Below are 23,711 nucleotides of genomic sequence, written 5' to 3' on the forward strand. Positions count from 1 at the left end.
ATTGGTTTCTATTAATTGTTATTGTAGCTTAGGGTGTTTTTTCGCCTTGTTGTACATAAGGTGTATACACACCCGTTAAACTTTTCAAGAAGGCCACAATATCATCGACATCTTTTTGTGGGAGTTCTTTACCCACTTGATAACGCAGCATCAGTTTAACGGCTTCGTCTAAGGTTGCCACATCACCACGGTGGAAATAAGGTGCGGTTAGCTCGACATTACGCAGTGTTGGGACTTTCTGACGTAGCTTATCGCGTTCATCGGAAGTCACATTCATACGGCCAATATCTTGTGCAGTTATTTCACCGAATTCATAATCTTTCTTCAAGCCTAGAGGTTCGAAAGAGCGACCGCCGAGAATAATTCCCCCATGGCAAGTTGCACATTTATTCTCTTTAAATAGTTGGTAGCCATGTAATTGTTGAGCGGTCAGTGCACCGTTATCACCTCTTAACCAATTATCGAATGGAGAATCCGGGGTAATTAATGTTTTCTCAAACTCGGCAATGGCATCGGTAATGGTATCGCCTGTAAAACCTTCAGGATAGACGGCATTGAAATCGCTTTTTAAAACAGGGTCCTGATCCAATTTAACAATGATTTCATCCCAAGATTTTGAGGCCATTTCAATTGGGTTTAATGGCGGCCCACCGGCTTGAGCTTGTAAGTCAGGTGCTCGTCCATCCCAGAATTGCTCAACGTTAAATACGGAGTTAAATACCGTTGGTGCATTGATAGGTCCTACTGCACCGCCAACACCAATTGATGTTTTACGACCATCAACCCCGCCGGCATTTAACGCATGGCAATGGGCACAAGAGATAGTACTATCGCCAGATAGACGCGCATCATGGTAGAGGCGGAAACCTAAAGCGACTTTTTTGTCATCGACTTCCAGTGATTTGGGAATAGGCTGGATTGGTTCATTACGATGTTCAGCAGCCATATCTTCACTTGCGTAATGTTCTGCTCGTTGCTTGGCTATCCAATCAAGAAGTTTAGTTCGTTCTTCATCACTGACACTGCTCGCCCAATGAAGTGCGACATAGCGAGTTGGCGGCATCGTGTGGTTCTGCATAACCCACTCAATTTTGTTTAATTCACTTTGTGGAACAGGTTCTCCAGCGATAAGAGCAGCGCGTGCGGCTTCGAGGTTAAATGATTTATAGCCGAGTTGAATATCATATTCCATCAATTGTTTTGCGATGGGGAATGATGCATAGGCGGGTAAATCAGCTGATGGAGTATGGCAGTAATCGCATCCTTTTTCGTCAAAAAAACGGAGGACTTGATTATTTTCTGCAATTTTAGATGTCTGAATGTCATTATTTTGTCTACGTTGATTATCGTGATACCAAACGTAACCAGATAACCCAAAATATCCGAGTAAAAGCAAAAATATGACAGCGACCGTAATGCGAGTAAGCTTTTTCATTACACTATCCTTGGAAGATTGCGGTCAAATATATTTAAATATTTTTAATTAATATAATTCTACAGCCGGACTATGATGGATAAATAAAGCTGAAAGGTTCTTGATTTTTATCAACGATGGCCATCGGTTTAAACGATTGCTGAAATAAGATTTGCCTATCAATCAAACTAAAAAGAAAAATAATCAATTTTAATTATTGTATTTGATTGAATTATATGTGAATTAATTTGTAGCTTACATCATGATGTGAGAAATTCTAAATTTTAAAAACAAGTTACCTTTAATGATGGCTTCCCCTTTATTTTTAATTAATCTAAGTAAATGCAAGTAGAAAAATATATTTTTATGCTTTTTTGATATTGTTGTAAATTAAATGCATATTTTAATATTGAATATAATATGTAAATTTTTTTCTAATTTTTAAAATAAATTCTATTTTCTCTCGTTATTGTTGTATCGGAATAATTGTAAAATATATTTATTAACCCCCACTGACATTATCTTTTTTTATCGCTTCATTATTTTGTCATAAAAAAGACATTTCATTGTCATGAGCCTGACTTAAGTTCCTTGTAACTAAGCTAGGAGATAGCATTATGTTTAGTGTCGATACCTTGCTCCACGATATTTACCCACAGCAGCTACCTTCAGTATGGAAGCGTCGTATATTGAAGCGCTTGCTTTTCGAAAAGGAATTTAATCAATTTGCGCTTAATTACCCACATTTAAAAGGTTTTGACCTGATAGAACAGGTTATGGAGTACTTTGATATTCGCAGTGAATTTGCCGAAAGAGATTTAGAAAATATCCCTACTCAGGGGCCAGTTGTTTTAGTGGCAAATCACCCGATTGGTTCTTTGGATGGCCTCGCGATATTACGAGCGGTGGCTACAGTTCGTCCCGACGTTAAAATCGTAGCTAACCAATTTCTGAGTTATATTGAGCCACTAAGTAGCTTGTTTATTCCTGTTGACAATATAAAGAGTAGAACTAGTCGCCAACAAGTTTCCAATATGCAACAACATTTGAATAACCAAGGGGCTTTGATTATTTTCCCTGCGGGGGAGGTTTCTAGGGTTAGCCGCAAAGGTATACGTGATGGACATTGGCGTAGTGGTTTTTTGCGTTTAGCAGCGAAAGCCCGGGCTGTTATTGTTCCCATTCATGTTCAAGGGCGTAATAGTTATTTATTTTATCTCACCTCGATGGTTTATCGCCCTTTATCAACGTTAATGTTAGTCAGGGAAATGTTTAAGCAACAAGGTAAACAAATAAAAATACGGATTGGTGGGCGTATACCATTTACACATTGGCATAATGGGCATATGAAGGCTCATGAATTAGCAGAACGATTTCGTCGTCATGTGTATTTACTGGGTAAGGGTAAAGCGGGATTATTTACTAGTGAATCAGCCATTGCACTACCTGAAGACCGTTCAGAATTAAAAAAAGCGTTAGTTGCTTGCGAGCATTTGGGGACATTGCCTGATGGCAAAATGATTTATCTTTATCAACGAAATCAAGATATCAGGTCGCCTATACTTCGTGAGTTAGGCCGATTACGGGAAATTGCTTTTCGCGCTGTCGGTGAAGGGTCTGGAAAACGTCGTGATTTAGATAGCTACGATGATGACTATTGTCATCTGATCCTTTGGGATGAAGATGAGCTGGATATTGTGGGTGCCTATCGTTTTATCCCAACTGAGAAACAATTGGCTGTGAAAGGGTTAGCCGGTATTTACAGTTATAGCTTATTTCACTATGACCAAAAAATGTTACCTATTCTTGCTCAAGGGATTGAGTTAGGAAGAAGTTTTATTCAGCCTAAATATTGGGGCAAACGAGGTTTAGATTATTTATGGTTGGGAATAGGCGCCTATTTAGCCAAGTACCCACAATATCGTTATTTATTTGGTCCAGTGTCTATTTCTGGTGCGATGCCAGTAGCTGCAAGGGATTTATTAATTGCATTTTATCGGCTCTATTTTTCTGCAAAACAGACAATGGCACAATCACGCCAGCCTTATCCCGCTTCCTTACCGCAAGTGCTTGCCCAATTTGCGGGAGATAACTACCAAGAAGATTTAATTAAATTAAAGAGCTTACTCAATAATATCGGCTGTTCGATTCCGACACTTTATAAGCAATATACAGAACTGTGTGAGCCAGGGGGCGTACAGTTTATGGATTTTGGTTCAGACCCAGCTTTTAATGACTGTGTTGATGGTTTGATATTAGTCGACTTAACTAAATTAAAGCCTACACGCTATCAACGGTATGTGGGGGGACATTTAACAGGGAAAAGAGTCGCCACATCATTGTAATGAATCATAATTAAATGAATCCGATTTGAGAGGGGGATTGGGGGAATAGTTCTCCCCCAATTGTGTTTATCTATTTAGTGAAATTATGGCCAATAAGGTAGATGAGCGAAGAAGATATTAACCCTGCAACCACGACTGATAACTCAGGAGCGTAGGCATTCACAATTAATGCAATTCCTGATGCTAATATCCAAGAGATAAAAGCTAAAGGTTGCCAATTTTTTGACTCATCATTTTTTCTTTTTAAGACTAATTGGTCCATGATAATAATTGCCGCAATAGGTGGAACAATCAATCCAAGTAAATTTAACCAAGTTTGGAATGCATTCCAAATCCCTGTCACCGCAACGATAATCCCAATCACACCAAGGATAATCGTTAAGGTTCTCATTTTTCCTTTTGTAATATGTGACCAACCAACAGCACCATTGTATAAACAATGAGTACAGCCCACGCCTAAGTTAACAAAAACAAAAATGATAGCCAAAATAGAAAGTAACGGACTAGCATTGGCTAGGATCGTAATAAAATCTCCGCCAGTCACTTCTGGGTGCAATACCACTCCGGTGGCTACAATTATTGCGCCAATCACTTCTGCAAAGAACTTGGAAATTGGGAAGGCGGTAAATGCAGCTAAAAAACCTTGTTTACCATTTTTTGCCCAGCGGGTGAAATCTGCGGTCATGGTACCTGAATCGGTAAAGGTGGAGAAGATCATCGTTACAGCGACACCGAATGAAAGTACGCCAGCACCAGCCGCAGGCTGATAATTAATAATATCTGATGAGCCATTTTTCATAGCAATAACAACAGAAATAATGCCGAGGATTAAATACATCGGGGCTGCAATATAGCCCAGAAAGGCTAATGCTTTTATGCCTATGAATGTGGCTCCAACATAAAGCACACCACCTAAGATAGTCATCAGTAATAGGTTCTGTCCAAATGAACGAAACATTGTGTCGCCAGTTAGGCCAACCATCAGAGCAAACCAACCTATAACGACGGTTGCCAGCAACCCTGAAACTGCAATATATCCACGCTGTCCAAATGTTTTTTTAGCCGAAATAGCAAAGTTTTCCCCGGTTTTTCCTGCTAAATAACTTAAGGAACCAATAACTAAACATAAAAGTAAATTACCCACGAGGATTGCAGTGACCCCCATTTTGAAACCAAGCATTGCTGTAACGACACCGCCAATCACTGCGCTGGTTAATACTAGAGGGAAGCTGTACCAAACGGCAGAAACGGAGGCAAAGCTTTTTCGATGTTCAATAGGGACTGGGACATGTTCATATTCGGAATCTAATAGAGCATTTTCTTTTTCTTTATTTGACATATTAGGTGAACCTCATTTTATTAAAAATAATTGGAGTACCTATAAAAATAAATTTTTAAATATTTATTGTTCTAATATTTATGGTTTATTAATAATGGCGAAATAGAATCTATTGTTAATAAATAAATTTATTAACTTGTAATAAAAATGTTTTTCTTGGTTTTTTTATGATAAATCAAGCATATCAATAGTCAGTAGTGAATAGAATCCATTTGAAATTAATTCATCAATAAGGTGGGTGATTGTTGATCTTTTTTCAATAAACAAGGTTTTATGTGATTGCTAACATCATTAAATAAGAAATTAATATTGTTTTTAGATGGTTTGTAAAAAATTCATTAGAGTTAATATTACTCTCATTAAATAATAATGTTTAAATTGTGATTAATATCAAATTGCGTGTTTTCTTATTGTTATTTAACTGTGTTTTTTATGTTTCTTTTAATTCGTAAAAAGTACTTTTATTCTGTCAAAATGGAATATTAATTTTTTATGATGCCATATGAAAATGCGATCTTTGCATGAATTAGGCTGTCATCATCCAATCATAAAATTGTCATCAATTTGACGTATTCAAGCCGTAGCATCATCCATAACGATTAAGTCCCAAAGAGGATACAAATAGTTATGCGACAAACTCTCTCTTCCTTGAGTGAGTCTCCCTGTCTTTTGCCATGTAGGCAGGAAACGGGGGGCTTACCGATGATCTCAATTCAACGTTTATCTCAGGCATTTTCACACCAATATGTACTAAATGGCATCGATTTATCTGTAGAAAAAGGCACGATCCTTGCGCTACTAGGGCCTTCTGGTTGCGGTAAAAGTACTTTGCTTAAATTATTAGCGGGTTTATTACAACCTTCTGGCGGTGCGATTTATTTTGGTGATCAACTGGTGGCGAATTCTCAACGCCTTGTTCCTCCTGAAAAGCGCAATCTTGGCATGGTATTTCAGGATTATGCGTTATGGCCGCATATGAGCGTATTTCAAAATGTGGCATTCCCTTTGCGTATGCGCGGTTTCAGTCGTCCAGAAATCGAAAATCATGTTATGGAAGCTTTAAAGCGTGTGGGGTTAGTGGATTTTGCTAAGCGGAAACCCGCTGATTTATCAGGGGGGCAGCAACAACGTGTTGCCTTAGCTCGTGCCATTATTGCTGAGCCTAAAATTTTGTTATTCGATGAGCCTTTGTCAAATCTTGATGTTGCATTACGCCAATCACTTTGCGCAGAAATGGCTCAATTACTAAGAGCATTAGGGACTACCGCTGTATACGTAACACATGACCCCGCAGAGGCTAATGCACTAGCTCATCAAGTTGCACATATGCGCAATGGAAATATTGAAAGTTTGATCACATTATGAAGAGAGAGACCACTATGCAAAATTTACTGTCAAAGAACCGATTTTCACTAAAGGGTATCACAATGAGTCTTGGCCTTTCCTGTGCATTATTTTCCATTCCTTCCCAAGCAATTACGGTTTACACCGCAGGGCCTGGTGCTATGGCGAAACAATTGGCGGCGGGGTTTGAAAAACAAACAGGCACTAAAGTGAATGTTTTTCAAGCAACAACCGGGAAAGTAATGGCAAGGCTTGAAGCTGAACAAGCGAATCCCCGTGCTGATGTGTTGATTTCTGCATCATGGGATACGGCAGAGGATTTGCAACAAAGAGGTTGGCTGTTGCCTTATGAAAGCGCAAATGCCCAGCAAGTGCCTGCACGTTTTAAAACACCTTATTATGTCGCCCAAGGTGTTTCTGCATTGGGTATTGTGTGGAATAGCCAAAGTGGCACACCAAAACCTACAGATTGGCAGGATCTTGCTCAACCTGCTTTTAAAGATAAAGTCACGATGCCTGACCCTGCACTTTCTGGTGCATCATTAGATTTAGTCTTAGGGTTACAAAATGCCAAACAACAGGCTGCTTGGACATTATTTTCTGAATTAAAAGCCAATGGAATGGTGATTTCTGGGCCGAATGCGCAGGCGCTGACTCCTGTATTGCAAGGGGCAAAAGCGGCAGTATTTGGTGCAGTAGACTATGTGGCATATAGCAGTATTGCCAATGGTGAGTCGATTGAAGTCATTTTCCCTAGTAGCGGTACGGTAATTGCGCCTCGCCCGATGATGATTTTAAACAGTACTAAGCAACCTGATGAAGCCAAAGCCTTCATTGATTATGTATTATCTCCAGAAGGGCAAACGATAGTCGCTAACGCTTGGTTAATGCCTGCTAGGGCTGATATTGAAGGGAAGCGGCCTGATTTTTCAACACTCAAATTATTACCAGAAGCAACAGTAGATAACGCAGAACGTAGTGAAGTGCTAACGCGTTTAAGCGCACTTTTCCGTTAAATAATGCAACAAGGTAATTTTAATTAGCAAACCGCTGGGTATGCATAATACCCGGCAGGAGTGTTGTTTCTAATGATAAAAATTCGTTTTTTACCTTTATTGGTGCTCATTGCATTAATCATTTTAGTCGTGATCCCTTTGAGCTTCATTATTTTACAGGCGGTTTTCCCCCAATTAGGGCAGGGAATATTTGAACAACCATTCGAACCAATTATTCATTTACTGAATGAGCCAGAGCTTCCACTGTTATTGCAAAATACTTTGTTGTTAGGTGGTGGGGTCGCTGCCATCAGCGCAATGATTGCTATCCCTTTAGGGGCACTACGAGGCTTATTTAATATCCCTTTCGCAAAAGGCTGGGATTTACTGTTTCTAATCCCTTTTTTGATACCACCTTATATTGCGGGGTTATCATGGATGTTAACTCTGCAACCCAATGGCTATTCTCAGCAGCTTTTTGGTCTGAGCCCAGGAAGTGCTATTTTCTCATTAGGTGGCATGATGGGGATTATGGCTTTAAATTTATTCCCCGTATTATATTTTGCCGTATCGAGAAGCATGGCTGCGAATGGTAATAGACTTGCTGATGTGGCTCAGGTTCATGGCGCTACCCCTTGGCAGGCCTTTTTTAAAGTGACGTTGCCGTTATCATTACCATCGATTGCCGCTGGGTTACTACTCATTTTTACTCTAGCGATTGAAGAATACGGTATCCCAGCAGCAATTGGTGCGCCTAATGGTATTCGAGTATTAACGACGGATATTGAACAACGCTTAGCGGATTGGCCAATTGATTTACCCGGTGCAGCATCGTTATCACTGGTGCTGGCGAGTATGGCAATTTTGGCTTATACCTTACAGCGTTCTATTGTTTCTGGGAAAAATGTTGTCACGACGACAGGAAAAGCGGCAGCACAAGTGACTCGCTCGTTAGGTGGCTGGCGTTGGCCAGTTGTTGGGATATTTACATTTACTGCTTTTTTGGCGGTGGGAATGCCTTTATTAGCGATGTTTGGTACTGCATTTTCCGCCACGGTTTCAGGTGGATTGGCTTGGGATAACCTGACGTTAAGGCATTTCTCAGGGCTAATTGACTCGCAAACAGAGGCTCTTTCAGCATTGTTGACCAGCGTTTCTTTAGCGACTGTAACAGCAATATTGACAGGGATATTAGGTTTCTTATCGGCTTGGATCGTTGTATCACAACGTATTCGTGGTGCTGCTGTTATCGATGCGCTTTCTTTACTGCCAATTTCTATTCCTGGCATTGTTATTGCGGTAGGGATGATTTTGGCTTGGAACCAGCCCTTTTGGCCTATAACACCCTATCATACATGGGGGATCTTACTACTTGCCTATAGTTGTTTGCTTCTTCCTTACCCTGTACGTTATTGCAGTGCCGCATTAACCCAAATCGGCGGAAGTTTAACGGATGCTGCAAGGGTACATGGTGCTTCAGCTATCACGACATTACGTTTGGTACTTTTCCCGTTGGTATTACCGAGTTTAGTCGCAGCCATGATGTTAGTTTTTGCCGTGGCTTCTCGAGAGTTAGTTTCTTCATTATTGCTAGCCCCAGCGGGTATGCAAACCGTATCTATTTTTGTTTGGCGTCAGTTTGAACAAGGCTCGATAGGTAGTGGGATGGCAATGGCCTGTTTGGCGGTATTAATTAGCTTAAGCTTAATGCTGTGCGCACAATGGGTAGAACAGCGATATAGCAGAAAGTCATAAAATTAAGCGCAAGTAAGTTTGTGAGTGCTTACTTGCGCTTAAGGGTCATTTAATACATTACTCGCTAATATCACTCGCATCGTGGCGTTCGCGGACTTGTTGTGCCGGGTCACCTTGTAGACGGTTCACTCGGCGTCCACGTTGCACGGCTGGGCGTGCATAAACTTCATCGGCCCAACGAATAACATTTTTATATTCATGGACAGATAAAAACTCAGCCGCATCGTATAACCAGCCTTTTACTAGAGCACCATACCATGGCCAAATTGCAATATCTGCAATCGTATAGCTGTCACCGGCGACATATTTATGGTTGGCTAAGCGCTTGTCTAATACATCGAGTTGGCGCTTGGTTTCCATCGCAAAACGGTTAATTGGGTATTCGAATTTTTCAGGAGCATAGGCATAGAAATGCCCAAAACCGCCACCTGCGAAAGGCGCTGAACCCATTTGCCAAAATAGCCATGAGAAGGTTTCGGCACGCTCTGGTTGGGTTGTCGGTAATAACGCAGAAAATTTTTCGGCTAAATACGTCAGAATCGAACCTGACTCAAATACTCTAATAGGTTCTTCGCCACTTCTATCTACTAATGCGGGAATTTTTGAGTTAGGGTTAACTTCAACAAAACCAGAACTAAATTGGTCGCCATCACCAATATTAATTAGCCAAGCGTCGTATTCAGCCTCTTTAATGCCAAGGGCTAGTAGCTCCTCTAACATGATAGTGACTTTTTGTCCGTTCGGCGTTCCTAAGGAATATAGCTGTAGTGGGTGCTTACCTACAGGTAATGCCTTTTCGTGAGTAGCACCAGAAATTGGGCGGTTTATATTCGCGAATTTTCCACCATTGCCTTGTTCCCATTGCCAGACTTTAGGGGGAACATAAGGGGAGTTTGCCATGAGTTATCTCCTTAACCGTTTTAAAGGGGGCGATTTTTCTCTTCAATAATCTTATGTTGAATGATCTTCACTGTAGCAATCTGCGATGAATTCGCCACCTTTTTATCGTATTTTACTGCGGGAGGTGCTTGAACCGCACAGAATGCATGAAATAGCCACCTAAGAAAGTCAGTTAGTCATTTACACAAAGATTACCTTTAGGTGGGGGGATTGTTCATGCGCACAATAGCGAGTCAATAAATGGGATGAATATACTTAAGACTGAGGTTTGAAAATCATACCCAAAGTCAAATAGTTCAATTTATCATCATCTTTAACGCCAAAAAAGGCACTTAAGTAAAAAATAATTAACAAACCGATTGTGCAGATAGCTAACTTAAATAAAAAAAAGGTGTGAACAATATGTGAACATTGGCACTAATTTATGAGGTGGCATTTTATACATTGATAGTATATCAGCCATATTCAGTTGTGTTGGAGTGTCTCATGCTTGCATCAAATTCAAATATTTATCAAAGCTTATTAAATAGAGCAAAAATACAACCAGATGCTATAGCCATTGTATTTGAAGAGCAAAATTGGAGTTATCACCAGCTACTGGTTAAAGTAAACCAAACGATGCATTGGTTAACATCCAGTTTGCAATTGAATAAAGGTGACCGCATTGTATTAGGTTGGGGAAATACCATTGAATTCTGCCAATTATTTTATGCTGCTGTGGGGTTAGGGCTGCAAGTTATTCCTTTAAGTACTAAAATGAAAGAGTTTGAAGGAAAAGAACATGTACTGAATATCAATGCGAAGGCAATTTTTTGGGATGACAGTTATCAACCTTGGTTAGCTCCATTAAGTGTAAAAGGTATGAGCCTTTCACAATGGCGTGCCTTAACATTAACTGATGAAATTAACTTTATTAATCAGGTTGACAATGATGACCCTGCTGTAATTATTTTTACTTCAGGTACAACGGGTGCCCCTAAAGGTGCTGTTATTACCCATAAAAATATATTATCTGCAATATATGCATATCAGGAAACATTACAGTTATCTGAGAAAGATAAAACAATACTTGCTGTGCCTATTTACCACATTACAGGGCTTTCAGCTATTTTAGCCTTATTTATTCATATTGGTGGGACAATTTATCTACATAAAAAATTTAATGCACAAGAGATTATTTCCACAATTGCGAAGTCGAATATAACATTTTTACATGGTTCACCAACAGTATTTATATTATTAATTCAAAAAATAAAAGAAAATAAAAGTATCAATTTAGAAAGATTTAATACATTGCGAATGATTGCATGTGGTGCGGGCCATTTAAATGAAGGCACAATTAAAGAATTATCATATATTTTTTCAAAGACATCTATTCATTCTATATATGGCTTAACGGAAACATCGTCTCCTGCAACAGTTTACCGTGACGATATTCGTAGCAGTAATAAAAAAGCAAGTTCTGGTACGCCGGTACCGGGGATTCAAGTGGCGATCCGTAATGAAAAAGGTGATGATCAACCCGCAAATAGTACCGGTAATATCTGGGTTAAAGGGGATGTTGTGATCCAGCGTTATTGGCCTGATTGCCCTGCGAATAAATCTTCATTTAAAGATGGTTGGTTTTTTACTGGGGACATCGGTTATATGGATGATGAGGGCTATCTTTATATTCAAGATAGAATCAAAGATATGATTAACCGAGGTGGTGAAAAAATATATTCCATTGAAATGGAGGACCTTATTTCTAATTACCCTGGTGTCAATGAGGTTGCTGTTATCCCTATAGAAAGCGCAATTTATGGTGAAGAACCGATCGCATTTATTATTCCAGAAATGCAAGTGTGTTTAACCAGTAAAGAAGTTATTGAATGGCTAAAGGAGCGGGTTCCAAATTATAAAGTTCCTGTGAAAATTATATTTACACGTAATTTCCCTAGAACTTGGAATGGGAAAATAAGTAAAAAAGATTTGAAAAAACGATATTACTCTTTAAATAACTAACATCTAAATTAGTTTTTAATTAATCAAATAAAAGGCTACGAAATATTAGCCTTTAGGCAGGTTTTTATCATGAATAATAAATTTATCTCTAAACAGGAAGCCGCTAAATTAATTAATGATGGCGATACAGTTTGTACTGTGGGAATGACCTTAACGAGTGCTGCTGAATCTATTTTATCGGCAATTGAGCAACGTTTTTTATCTGAAGGCTCTCCAAAACAATTAACTTTAGTCCATGCGGCAGGGCAATGTAACCGTATTCGGGGTAATCAACATTTTGCTCATCAAGGAATGGTGAAACGCATTATTGGTTCACATTGGGGGTTAGCCCCTCGCTGGATGCAGATGATCAACGATAATCAGGTTGAGGCTTACTGCCTTCCTCAAGGGCAGATGGTGCATTTATATGGTGCGATGGCGGCTGGTCTACCGGGGCGCTTGTCCAAAGTTGGGCTAGGGACTTTTATCGACCCTGACTTAGAGGGGGGAAGAATGAATGCGAAAACATTAGCGCTTCCGTCCCTTGTGGAGAAAGTTAATTTCAAAGGGGAAGCGTGGTTATGGTATCCCGAAATTCCATTGGATGTTGTCGTGATCCGCGGTACACATGCGGATACTAAAGGTAATTTGACCACAGATGAAGAAGCCATGTCGTTGGAGGTATTGCATGCTGTTTTAGCGGCAAAACGCTTTGGTGGGAAAGTCATTGCTCAGGTGAAGTATTGTGTTGAAGAGGGGACTTTGCACCCGAAGCGTGTCACTGTTCCAGCCAGTTTTATTGACCATATTGTGGTTTGTGATAACCCTGAAGAAGATCATCGTCAGTCCTCAAGTTGGTTCTTTGATCCCACATTGTGCGGCGATATTCGAACGCCAGTGCAGCAAACCACGCCGTTACCTCTTGATATTCGTAAGTTGATCGGGCGCATTGCTTGCCGTTATCTCACGGAAAACTGTGTGATCAACTTAGGAACAGGGATACCTAACGATGTGATCGGTTCAATTATCCAAGAAGAAAATGCGACCAAACGCGTAGATATCACTGTGGAATCTGGTATTTGGGGCGGTGTTCAAGCGGGGGGAATCGATTTTGGTATTGGCCGCAACCTTTCTGCCATGATCAGCCACCAAGACCAAATGTTGTATTACAACGGTGCAGGGGTAGATATCACCTATATGGGCGCGGGGGAAATGGATGCCAGTGGCCATGTTAATGCTACTTTGCTTGGCAATATTTGCCCGGGTGCAGGTGGGTTTATCGATATCACGCAGAATGCTCGTCACGTCGTTTTTTGCTCAACATTTACGGCTAAAGGGTTAGATATTCGTTGTGAAAATGGGCAGTTAAAGATTATTCGTGAAGGTGATATCCGCAAGTTGGTGGATAACGTTAGGCAGATTTCTTGGAACGCAGATGTGGCGCGTCAGATTAACCAAACTATGCATTTTGTCACGGAGCGTGCGGTATTTACCTTGGGTGAGAAAGTCCCTGTGTTAGTAGAAATCGCCCCGGGAATTGACCTTGAGCGTGACATTCTTGCTCATATGGATTTTGTACCAGAAATCTCCCCTGATTTAAAAGTGATGTGCTCTTCATTATTTAAAGAAGCGCCTTTTGATCTGATTTCATATTTATAGTCTCAATATTAAAGAGGGATTTACGCATGTTAGTCAAAAATAAAGTTGCCATTGTTACAGGATCAGCGAGAGGGATAGGGTTTGCCATTGCACAAGTATTGGCAGAAGAAGGTGCAAAAGTGGTGATATCTGACCTTTCGATGTCCTCTGGCGAAGAAAGTGCGAAGCAATTACAAGAAAAGGGTTATGAAGCTGTTTTCATCCCATGCGATATATCGAAGCGTGACCAGGTTAATGAGTTGTTTTTAAAGACAAAAGAACATTTTGGCACCATTGATGTATTGGTCAATAACGCAGGGATAAATCGTGATGGCATGCTGCATAAATTAACCGATGATGATTGGGATAAAGTTATCGATATCAATCTAAAAGGTACGTTTAATTGCATGCAAGAGGCTGCAAAACTCATGCGCGAACAAGGCAGCGGACGCATTGTAAATATTTCATCTGCAAGCTGGTTAGGGAATGTTGGGCAGGCAAATTATGCGGCATCGAAAGCAGGTGTCATTGGCCTAACGAAAACGGCCTGCCGCGAATTGGCACGTAAAGGGGTCACTGTGAATGCGATTTGCCCAGGGTTTATTGATACCGATATGACTCGTGGTGTTCCCGAAAAAGTGTGGGACATCATGATCAGTAAAATTCCAGCAGGCTTTGCAGGCGACCCGCGTGATGTCGGCCAATGTGTGGCATTTTTGGCTTCCGATAAAGCGCGTTATATCAATGGCGAAGTGATTAATGTTGGCGGCGGCATGGTGCTGTAGGAGGAAATATGAAACAAGCAAATGACATTGTGATTGTAAGTGGTGTGAGAACGGCAATTGGGACGATGGGTGGTAGCTTTGCGAACACTCACCAACATGATTTAGGTGCGTTAGTTATTCGTGAAGCGGTAAAGCGTGCAGGGATCGCCCCTGAAGATGTTAATGAAGTGATTGTGGGGAATGTGGGGCAAATTGCAGAAAGTGGGTTTATTGCCCGTATTTGCCAATTGCGAGCAGGCTTACCAAAAGAAACGACCGCGTATTCTGTTAATCGCCAATGTGGTTCAGGGTTACAAGCGTTAGCTGATGGCATGATGTTGTTACAAACTGGTCAATCAGATGTGGTTGTGGCTTGTGGTACAGAAAATATGACCATGCTGCCTTATTACCTGCGCAAAGCGCGTTACGGTTATCGCATGGGGAATGATGTTTTAGAAGATGGCTTAACGTCAATTCTTACTTGGCCTGAAGGCCCATATCATAATGGTATGACCGCAGAAAATGTGGCCGAGCAATTTCATATTTCCCGTGAAGAAATGGATGATTTCGCATGGAACAGTCAGCAAAAAGCATTGAAAGCCATTGAAGAAGGCTATTTTCAAACGCAAATTTTGCCAGTTGAAATCGCAGAAGGGCGTAAGGGAACGCGTATTTTTGATACGGATGAACACCCGCGCGATACACCACGTGAGAAGCTTGCCAAATTACGTCCCGCATTTAAGGCAGATGGCGTGATTACTGCGGCTAATTCATCAGGGATTAATGATGGAGCCGCTGCGTTAGTCATGATGCGACGCGAAGAAGCTGAAAAACGGGGTTTGAAACCTAGAATGAAAGTGGTTGATTGGGCCGTTGCGGGCTGTGAGGCTGCCATTATGGGGTTTGGCCCAGCACCTGCAACACGCCGCTTGATGGATAAACTCAAGATGGACGTCAAAGATATTGACCTTATTGAGTTAAATGAAGCTTTTGCCGCACAAGCAATCGCAGTGATGAATGATTTGTCGTTAGACAGTTCTCGAGTCAATGTGAATGGCGGCGCAATTGCCCTTGGTCACCCTGTTGGCGCTAGTGGAGCAATCCTACCTGTAAAATTAATGTACGAAATGGAGCGTCGTCAGGTTTCTACTGGGCTAGTGACCATGTGTATCGGTGGTGGTCAAGGGATATCAATGTTGTTTGAAAAAGAATAAGAAATATTGCAAGCAGAAAGCCCGACGTGGGGCGTCGGGCTGTTGCTGAAGTAATAACAACAGGTAAGTCACTTATGACGAAGAACTATACCTGTTTCACCACAACATGAGGATCTTATCTATGTTTTCTACAAATGCAAATTTAGATTATGTTGCGCAGGGTAAAAAAACGAACGCAAAGATATATCGCAACCTGATGCCTTTACTGATCTTAGCTTATATTATTAGTTTTATTGACCGAACAAATATTGGGATGGCAAAGCACGCCATGTCAATTGACTTAGGGCTGTCAGCAACTGCATTCGGTATTGGTGCAGGGCTGTTCTTTCTGACCTACTCGATTCTTGAGATCCCAAGTAATTTGATTATGGAAAAAGTGGGAGCGCGGTTTTGGATCACACGGATCATGATCACTTGGGGGTTATTATCTGCTGCGATGGCATTTGTGACCGGGCCTACCTCATTTTATATTTTACGCTTATTACTTGGTGCGGCTGAAGCAGGGTTATATCCCGGTGTTATCTTGTATATGACATATTGGTTTAGCCAAGAAGAGCGTGCCAAAGCAACAGGGCTATTTTTACTTGGTGTCTGTTTAGCCAATATTATCGGTGCGCCGTTAAGTGGCTTATTATTAAGTATGGATGGCTTATTAGGTTTCCATGGTTGGCAATGGATGTTTGTTATTGAAGGTTTACCTGCGGTGATCTTAGCTTTTGTTGTCTGGTTTGTTTTACCCAATAAACCTGAAGATGCAAAATGGTTAGATGAGGATGATCGCAATTATATTAAATATAAACATGAACAAGATAAAAACAGTATTAGTGTGAGTAATAGTAAATTTTCACTGATGGCAGCATTTAAAAATAAAGCCTTCATGATGATTGTCGCAATTTATTTTACTCATCAATTTTCAGTTTATGGCTTAAGTTATTTCTTACCAACAATTATTGGAGAATATGGCAAGTTAACACCAATTCAAATTGGGTTGTTAACAGCTATACCTTGGATCTCAGCAGCGATTGGTGGCATTTTTGTGGCAAGAAAAGCCAATACACCTCGTCGTTCATCGCGCATTTTAATTTCAGGTTATGCCGTTATGGCTATCGGACTAGTGATTGGCGCTATGGGCGGGCCTGTTGTCGGTTTAATTGGATTCTGTTTAACCGCATTTATGTTTTTTGTTGTCCAATCTATTATTTTCTCGCTTCCACCAACCTATATGAGTGGCAGTATGCTGGCAGGTAGCTTGGCATTGTTAAATTGTCTGGGGTTATTTGGTGGTTTTCTTGGCCCATTTATTCTCGGATTTTTTGAGGACTATACTGGTACTGCTACATCTGGATTATGGTTTGGTGTTGGTTTACTTGTTATCGGCACCATTATCGCCTCACGGGTCAATACTGGTAGTATAGGGGATAGTGCAAAAGTGGAAGCTACTACCTCAATACAAGTAAAGTAATACAACATCGCCATTTACAATAGGAAAGTCTGCATGAAAATTGTTATCGCACTTGATTCCTTTAAAGGAAGTTGTTCAGCACAGCTTGCGTGTCAGGCTGTTGCAGAGGGTTTCGAGCGTGTATCCTCCGAGTTGGATGTGACGTTATTACCTATCTCTGATGGTGGAGAAGGTTTGTTGGAGTCACTAGAGCACAGCCCAGTATTATCAGGTGTCACACCTTATACTTTTAATTGTACTGGCCCATATGGAAGTAAGGTTGATGCACGATTATTAGTATTAGAAGGAAAGACGGCCTTTATTGAAATGGCGCAATGTTGTGGTTTAGAACTGGTTCAAGCAGAACATCGTCAAGTTGAAAAAGCGTCGACTTATGGCTTAGGTGAAATGGTAAAACATGCACTCGATTTAGGGTGCACACGCATTATTATCGGTATTGGTGGAAGTGCAACTAATGATGGTGGTGCGGGTTTTGCACAAGCTTTAGGCGCAGAGTTTTATGATAATGACCAACAGCTTATCGAATTTCCCATTAATGGCGAAAATTTGATAAATATCGCAAAGATTAACTTTGATAAATTCGATCCTCGTGTAGCGGATGTCGAATTTAATGTTTCTTGTGATGTTGAAAACCCATTATTAGGTAAAAATGGCGCAACCTATATTTATGGCTCACAAAAAGGCGCTGATAAAGCGATGTTAGATAAGCTTGAGCTAGGCATGGCTCATTACGCTCAATTAATGACAAAAATTACAGGGAAGGATTTTTCATTGGATGCGGGGAGCGGCGCTGCTGGCGGATTAGGGGCTGGGCTACGTTGGTTTGTTTCCGCTAAGCTTGAGAAGGGGATCGACTTGGTGTTGGGGCTACTTGGTGCGGAGTCGTATATTCAGCAAGCCGACCTTGTTATCGTTGGGGAAGGGCGGCTTGATAGCCAAAGTGCCAATGGTAAAGCTCCTGTTGGTGTCGCTCGTATGGCAAGTCATTATGGGGTACCAACAATCGCACTATGTGGGGGGTACAGTGAAGATAGCCGTATTTTATATCAACATGGTATCACTGCCATGTGGTCACTTTGTCCGGGGCCAGTTTCCCTTGAGCAGGCAATGGTTAATGGAGAACGTTATTTAGCTGATACGGCTGAAAATTTGTTACGTACTGTATTATCTAGCCATAGTAAGCAAATAAAACATTAAGATGAGGCGGTAATATGCTACTGACTGAAAAATTAGCTAATGATATTGTCACTCGTGCAATGGGGATAATCCATCACAACGTCAATGTGATTAATAGTCAGGGTGTAATTATCGCCTCAGGTGAAAAAAAACGTATTGGTGAGACTCATGAAGTCGCGGTGGAAGTTATTCGCTGTGGTAAACGGATCACCATTTATAATGAAAATGAGGCGAGTCGCTATTCCAATGTCGCGCCTGGTATTAATCATCCAATTATGGTGGCAGATAACGTTGAATTAGTGATTGGTGTCAGTGGTGACCCGGTTATTATTCAACGTTATGCCGAATTAGCAATACTCACTGCAGAGTTATTAATTAAACAGGAAATTGAGCGGCGTAGTATTAATTGGCAGCATCGTTTACGTGATATGCTATTTGTGCAATTTATTGAAAGTACTACGCCAATGCAAGGTCGTAGTGCTTTATTGAAATTACACAATTCGGGCTTTTCATTTTCGTTGCCTACAATCCCGGTCATTATTAATATCGAAGCGATTCAATATCGGCCAGAAATTCTGGATTCCATTATTACTGAATTGTCAGCAATGGAAAAAAGTGATGTATTACTATTAAATAGCCGTGAAATTTTGATGTTATTTCCATCAACATTTTATAAAAACGAATCCTTTATTTCTCATCTACATTTTATTTTAGATAGTCAACTTAGCCAGTACTATATTGGTGTTGGGGTTCAAGCTGATACGGAAGAACATGTGAGAGATGCTGTTCATTTCGCACGTTCAGTCATTGATGTAGGGCGGTTAACAGTTCCTGAGAAACAAGTTTTTTTATTTAAAGAAATGGCCTCTCTGTGTTTATTTAATGAGTTGGAGAATAGCTATTTATTTAATTTTTTCTTAGATATTTGCAATAAAATATTATTACATGACTCGGGGGATATCTTGCTTGAAACCCTAGAGTTATTTTTATCGCAAAATGGCGAGGTTGGCAGCACGGCGCAACAGTTAGGTATTCATAGAAATACATTAAGTTATCGATTACAACAAATTAAAAAGCAAACAGGCTTAGACCCGACAAAGTTTACTGACCTTATTCAACTGTCTGTTGCTATGCATGGCTATCGTCGGCGTTATCCGAAACAACAGCCATGGTTGGATGCGTTAACTTGATCTTAATGGGCATTATTTTTGCTGTAAAACAAATATTGCAGCTTCGACCCGTGACTTTAAATTTAGTTTTTTCAATAAATGTTTTACATGTACTTTTACTGTACTTTCTGTGATTTGCAATTTATTAGCGATCAGTTTATTTGAAAGGCCTTGTGCTATTAAGTTTAAAATACGGGTTTCTCTTGGGGTCAACGACGACAAATTATGGTCCGCAGAGGTTCGATTGTCTCTTAATGATTCAGCTAATACGGTGGCAAGAGTAGGGCTAACTACCATTTTACCGCTGGCGGCTTCTTTTAAGGCAACAATCAGTTTTTCAGGTTCCATATCTTTTAATAAGTAACCGTCCGCCCCCCGCTTTAAAGCATTAATTAAGTCTTCGCTGTAGTTTGAGACAGTAAACAATATAATTCGGCCAGAAAGTTCTCGGCTACGCAAATCATCAAGTACTTCAAAACCATTCATACCGGGCATATTGAGGTCTAATAAAATTAAGTCAGGGTCTTGTTCTTCGGCAATTTTAATACCTGTCACCCCGTCATCAGCTTCACCAATTACCCGTAATGTGGGCTCTAAACTGATTAATTGCTTAACTCCGTTACGTAGCATTGGGTGGTCATCAATAAGTAAAATGGTGGATTGCCCAATGGTGGTATTTTTATTTTTCATGAACGAGTTGCTCCAATTTGGTTAAGACACACTCACAGGGAATATGACATTAACAATGGTTCCCCCTTGAGCTCTTGGGGTAATAGAATATTCCCCGTTTAAGCTTAGGGCTCTTTCTCTCATAATAATCAGCCCATAATGATTATTTTTTGCAGGCTGAAGTTGAATGCCTTCCCCATTATCTTCAATCATTACCGTAATTAGCCCTGCATTTTCGACTAATGAAACCTGAGACCAATTAGCATTAGCGTGCTTTAGGATATTACTCAAGGCTTCTCGAATTATTTGTATAATATGGATAGCTTGATGTGGTGAAATACTTTTTGCTGGGATCTGATAATTTAAACCAATGTCAAAACCAATGCGTTGGCTAAATTCTTGAATGGTGCTCTCTAAAGAGGGTAGTAACCCAGGCTCTGTTAGTTTTAACCTAAAGGTTGTGAGTAATTCACGTAATTGGCTGTAAGCCGAGTTAATTTCATTGCGCATTTCATGAAGTAAATCTTGATGCTGTTTGGGGAGTGGTCCGGGTTGCATTTGCAGGTAGCTAATTTGCATTTTTAAACAAGATAATGATTGGGCAATAGAATCATGCAGTTCTCTTGCGATAGCGGAACGTTCATCCATAATGAGCAATTGTTGCTGTTGTTCTAGTTGGTGCTCCATCGCTAACATACCCGCGATTTGCTTTACTAGCATGAGAACTAAATTATTTTGTTCATCAGATAATTGCTGATCTATTGCGATCTCCGCCAATATCACACCGTAACGGTGTAAGTTATCGGAGATATCCCAAGACATTATTGTTGTAGGTTGTATGGTTTCTGGTGATAGAAGGCCGCCACAATGGAATTCATGAAAGCAACGGTCATTATCTGCTTCATATAATCGTAAACTAATATTTTGTAATGGTGTTAGGTTCTTGAGTTCAACCAAGACTTTTTCTAATCGGTTTGCTAATGGTTCAATGGAATGTAATATGCGATTAGATTGATACAAATACAGTAGTACTTTGTTTTTACTTTGAAGATCGGCGGTTTTTTCTTCGACACGTGATTCTAGCTGGTGGTAACTTTGTGCTAACTCGTCTGACATTTGGTTTAAAGTTTGCCCAAGGGAGCTTAATTCATCTTGTTTTTTACCCGCAGAAAAACGCTGACTAAAGTCCTTATGGCTAATGGCATTGACCATATTTAATAGTTTCAGCCAAGGGTAGTAAATTTTTTTTCTAAGATGGCATATGGTAAGCAAAAGTAGAAATGCGACGAGGGCAATAAAAACCATTTGTGTTATTGAGACATAAGTTATTTTTCTCTCTGTTCTTTCATCAATATTACGGACTAACTCGTCGAGTTTATTAACAAACGTAATGACTTCAAAGCGGGCATCATTTGGTGACGTTGCATTAATAAGTGCGGGTTTTAAATTTGTTTCCCAATAATGATAAAGCTGAGTAAATTGGTCTGTTAAATTTTCTACCTCGATCACTTGAGTTAATTCTTGGCTTAATAAGTTGTTTTCGAGTTCGTTTAAATAGGTATCGGAATATGGGGTTAATGGGGTGAGAGAAAGCAAATGGTAACTTTGCATTCGTAATGCGCCTGATTTATTAATTGCGTGAGCATTTCCTTGAACGCTGGTAATCATGCTATTAGAAATAGCCATGCCAATAATACCGAGTACGGCAATCAATAGCATTAACCCGATGACTTGGTTAATGATTGAAAATCGGTGATAAGTCGTTGGCATAAATAATTCGTTCCTTTTTATTTGGTTATTCATTCTTTTCTATAACGTGGGTATTGTTCCTCTATTGTGCAAAATTGAATATGCCACTTCGGTGTTACTCCTTAATATCCCGCTGAGTCATTTCGCCTAAATTCAAACAGTAAAAACGGCCATTTAAAGAATTTTATTTATTTAATTCAAATGATTAAATGGTTGTACTCCCCATACTCCTCTGGTGGTTTATCCAAAAAACGCACAAAATTTGATTTAAATCTGTCTTGATTTAGATCAGCTTCGCGGCGACATATTCGCCACACACTGCGATAAGAAATTGTGTTTATCGGGGTGATTTATGTCTCAACGAGATAATGTTAATAGTGGAGTTGCACAGCAAAATGCCAATAGTGTTATTCAGGACTGGCGTCCTGAAGAAACGCAATTTTGGCAGCAAACAGGAAAACGAATTGCAGAGCGTAATTTGTGGATTTCTATCCCTTGTTTGTTGCTCGCATTTTGCGTCTGGATGTTATTTAGTGCCGTTGCAGTGAATTTAAACAAAGTGGGTTTTAACTTTACCACTGACCAATTATTTTTATTAACAGCATTGCCTTCAGTGTCAGGGGCTTTATTACGAGTACCTTATTCTTTTGTTATTCCTATTTTTGGTGGGCGACGCTGGACAGCCATTAGTACGCTATTTTTGGTGATCCCTTGTATTTGGCTTGGTTACGCTATTCAAGACCCAACTACGCCTTATCAAATATTTGTCATTATTTCCCTTCTTTGTGGTTTTGCTGGGGCTAATTTCGCATCGAGCATGGCGAATATCAGTTTCTTTTTCCCAAAAGCACGTCAAGGAGGAGCACTAGGTCTGAATGGGGGGTTAGGTAACTTAGGTGTAAGCGTAATGCAATTGGTAGCACCATTTATCGTCGGGGTGGGTGTTTTTGCCTTTGCGGGTGGAACTGGGGCATTACAGCCCGATGGTTCAACCTTATGGCTAGAAAATGCCGCTTGGGTTTGGGTGCCATTTTTATTGTTATTTACAGTGATGGCATGGTTTGGCATGAATGATTTAGCGGCGAATAAAGCGTCATTAAAACAGCAATTGCCAGTGCTTAAACGCGGCCATTTATGGATTTTGAGCCTGTTGTATCTTTCTACCTTCGGTTCATTTATCGGTTTTTCTGCTGGTTTTGCCATGCTTTCTAAAACCCAGTTTCCCGACATTATTATCCTCAAATTTGCCTTTTTTGGCCCTTTCCTTGGTGCATTAGCTCGTCCATTAGGCGGCATGCTGTCAGACCGCTTTGGTGGAGTCAAAGTGACTTTCCTTAACTTTATTGTGATGGCGATTTTCTCTGGCTTGCTATTTTTTACCCTACCTGAAAACGGACAAGGTGGTTCTTTTGGTGCTTTTTATGGGGTGTTTATGGTGTTGTTTTTAACCGCTGGGTTAGGCAGTGGCTCTACTTTTCAAATGATAGCCGTGGTCTTTCGTAAATTAACTATGGATAAAGCCATTGCCCGAGGTGCTTCAGAGCAAGAAGCACAAAAAGAAGCAGTAACAGAAAGTGCCGCAGCATTGGGTTTTATCTCAGCAATAGGCGCCATCGGTGGTTTCTTTATTCCAAAAGCGTTTGGGACCTCCTTAACGTTGACTGGGTCTCCCGCCGATGCAATGAAAGTGTTCTTTGTGTTTTATCTTTCCTGTGTGTTTATCACCTGGCTAGTTTATGGGCGTACACATAAATAATAACAAGCAATAAAGATTAATTTTAAGCAATGTACGGCG

The 23,711-nt window shown here is 40.3% G+C and carries 17 protein-coding genes; 12 read left to right on the forward strand and 5 right to left on the reverse strand.

What is annotated here, in order from left to right; translation table 11 throughout:
- Window positions 1-28: 28 nt before the first annotated feature.
- Entirely contained in the window at window positions 29-1,435 is a 1,407-nt protein-coding gene (locus ACPEH5_RS11475) for a cytochrome c peroxidase (protein ID WP_131680060.1), read from the reverse strand.
- Between the two features lie 596 nt (window positions 1,436-2,031).
- Between ACPEH5_RS11475 and ACPEH5_RS11480 the strand changes: the two genes are divergently transcribed.
- Entirely contained in the window at window positions 2,032-3,759 is a 1,728-nt protein-coding gene (locus tag ACPEH5_RS11480) for a lysophospholipid acyltransferase family protein (protein ID WP_042845613.1), read from the forward strand.
- Between the two features lie 70 nt (window positions 3,760-3,829).
- Here the strand turns inward: ACPEH5_RS11480 and ACPEH5_RS11485 are convergent, their stop codons facing one another.
- Window positions 3,830-5,098 carry a cytosine permease gene (locus tag ACPEH5_RS11485; RefSeq protein ID WP_129466514.1) on the reverse strand — a complete coding sequence of 423 codons (1,269 nt, stop codon included), beginning with the start codon at window positions 5,096-5,098 and terminating at the stop codon, window positions 3,830-3,832.
- Window positions 5,099-5,800: 702 nt separating this feature from the next.
- Between ACPEH5_RS11485 and ACPEH5_RS11490 the strand changes: the two genes are divergently transcribed.
- The 3 genes from ACPEH5_RS11490 (at window position 5,801) to ACPEH5_RS11500 (ending at window position 9,192) form a co-directional block, all read left to right on the forward strand.
- Complete coding sequence (locus ACPEH5_RS11490) at window positions 5,801-6,463, forward strand: ABC transporter ATP-binding protein (protein WP_226619137.1); 663 nt, start codon at window positions 5,801-5,803, stop codon at window positions 6,461-6,463.
- Between the two features lie 62 nt (window positions 6,464-6,525).
- Window positions 6,526-7,458: an ABC transporter substrate-binding protein gene (locus tag ACPEH5_RS11495; protein WP_370661197.1), complete on the forward strand. Its 933-nt coding sequence runs from the start codon at window positions 6,526-6,528 to the stop codon at window positions 7,456-7,458.
- A gap of 72 nt (window positions 7,459-7,530) precedes the next feature.
- Window positions 7,531-9,192, forward strand: coding sequence for an ABC transporter permease (locus ACPEH5_RS11500; RefSeq protein ID WP_166685001.1), 1,662 nt, complete (start codon window positions 7,531-7,533; stop codon window positions 9,190-9,192).
- A gap of 57 nt (window positions 9,193-9,249) precedes the next feature.
- Here ACPEH5_RS11500 and yghU read toward each other — a convergent pair whose 3' ends face one another.
- Window positions 9,250-10,092 (reverse strand): glutathione-dependent disulfide-bond oxidoreductase, encoded by an 843-nt coding sequence (gene yghU, locus ACPEH5_RS11505; protein WP_210787000.1) that lies wholly within the window; start codon window positions 10,090-10,092, stop codon window positions 9,250-9,252.
- Window positions 10,093-10,578: 486 nt separating this feature from the next.
- Here yghU and ACPEH5_RS11510 point away from each other — a divergent pair, with 486 nt between their 5' ends.
- The 7 genes from ACPEH5_RS11510 (at window position 10,579) to ACPEH5_RS11540 (ending at window position 19,519) form a co-directional block, all read left to right on the forward strand.
- Entirely contained in the window at window positions 10,579-12,096 is a 1,518-nt protein-coding gene (locus tag ACPEH5_RS11510) for a class I adenylate-forming enzyme family protein (RefSeq protein ID WP_129466507.1), read from the forward strand.
- A 69-nt stretch (window positions 12,097-12,165) separates the two neighbouring features.
- Window positions 12,166-13,734, forward strand: coding sequence for an acyl CoA:acetate/3-ketoacid CoA transferase (locus ACPEH5_RS11515; protein ID WP_042845603.1), 1,569 nt, complete (start codon window positions 12,166-12,168; stop codon window positions 13,732-13,734).
- A gap of 26 nt (window positions 13,735-13,760) precedes the next feature.
- On the forward strand, window positions 13,761-14,498 hold the full coding sequence (gene fabG / locus ACPEH5_RS11520) for a 3-oxoacyl-ACP reductase FabG (RefSeq protein WP_048605961.1): 738 nt from the start codon (window positions 13,761-13,763) through the stop codon (window positions 14,496-14,498).
- 8 nt (window positions 14,499-14,506) lie between these two features.
- Window positions 14,507-15,691, forward strand: coding sequence for a thiolase family protein (locus tag ACPEH5_RS11525; protein ID WP_071548651.1), 1,185 nt, complete (start codon window positions 14,507-14,509; stop codon window positions 15,689-15,691).
- A 121-nt stretch (window positions 15,692-15,812) separates the two neighbouring features.
- Window positions 15,813-17,153 (forward strand): MFS transporter, encoded by a 1,341-nt coding sequence (locus ACPEH5_RS11530; protein WP_071548650.1) that lies wholly within the window; start codon window positions 15,813-15,815, stop codon window positions 17,151-17,153.
- A 33-nt stretch (window positions 17,154-17,186) separates the two neighbouring features.
- Window positions 17,187-18,350, forward strand: coding sequence for a glycerate kinase (locus tag ACPEH5_RS11535; protein WP_042845597.1), 1,164 nt, complete (start codon window positions 17,187-17,189; stop codon window positions 18,348-18,350).
- 14 nt (window positions 18,351-18,364) lie between these two features.
- A complete protein-coding gene (locus ACPEH5_RS11540; protein WP_042845596.1) occupies window positions 18,365-19,519 on the forward strand; it encodes a CdaR family transcriptional regulator in 1,155 nt (384 codons plus the stop codon).
- A 12-nt stretch (window positions 19,520-19,531) separates the two neighbouring features.
- On the opposite strand, the gene narL is transcribed toward ACPEH5_RS11540, so the two are convergent.
- Together narL and narX are read right to left on the reverse strand one after the other, a co-directional pair.
- Window positions 19,532-20,188 carry a two-component system response regulator NarL gene (gene narL / locus ACPEH5_RS11545; protein WP_042845594.1) on the reverse strand — a complete coding sequence of 219 codons (657 nt, stop codon included), beginning with the start codon at window positions 20,186-20,188 and terminating at the stop codon, window positions 19,532-19,534.
- A gap of 21 nt (window positions 20,189-20,209) precedes the next feature.
- Window positions 20,210-21,937: a nitrate/nitrite two-component system sensor histidine kinase NarX gene (gene narX, locus ACPEH5_RS11550; protein ID WP_281110722.1), complete on the reverse strand. Its 1,728-nt coding sequence runs from the start codon at window positions 21,935-21,937 to the stop codon at window positions 20,210-20,212.
- A 331-nt stretch (window positions 21,938-22,268) separates the two neighbouring features.
- Here narX and ACPEH5_RS11555 point away from each other — a divergent pair, with 331 nt between their 5' ends.
- Window positions 22,269-23,672, forward strand: a complete 1,404-nt coding sequence (locus ACPEH5_RS11555; RefSeq protein WP_042845590.1) for a NarK family nitrate/nitrite MFS transporter — start codon at window positions 22,269-22,271, stop codon at window positions 23,670-23,672.
- The last annotated feature ends 39 nt before the right edge of the window (window positions 23,673-23,711 follow it).

This window comes from Providencia sp. NPDC089933, from assembly GCF_049545585.1.
Lineage (GTDB): Bacteria > Pseudomonadota > Gammaproteobacteria > Enterobacterales > Enterobacteriaceae > Providencia > Providencia huashanensis.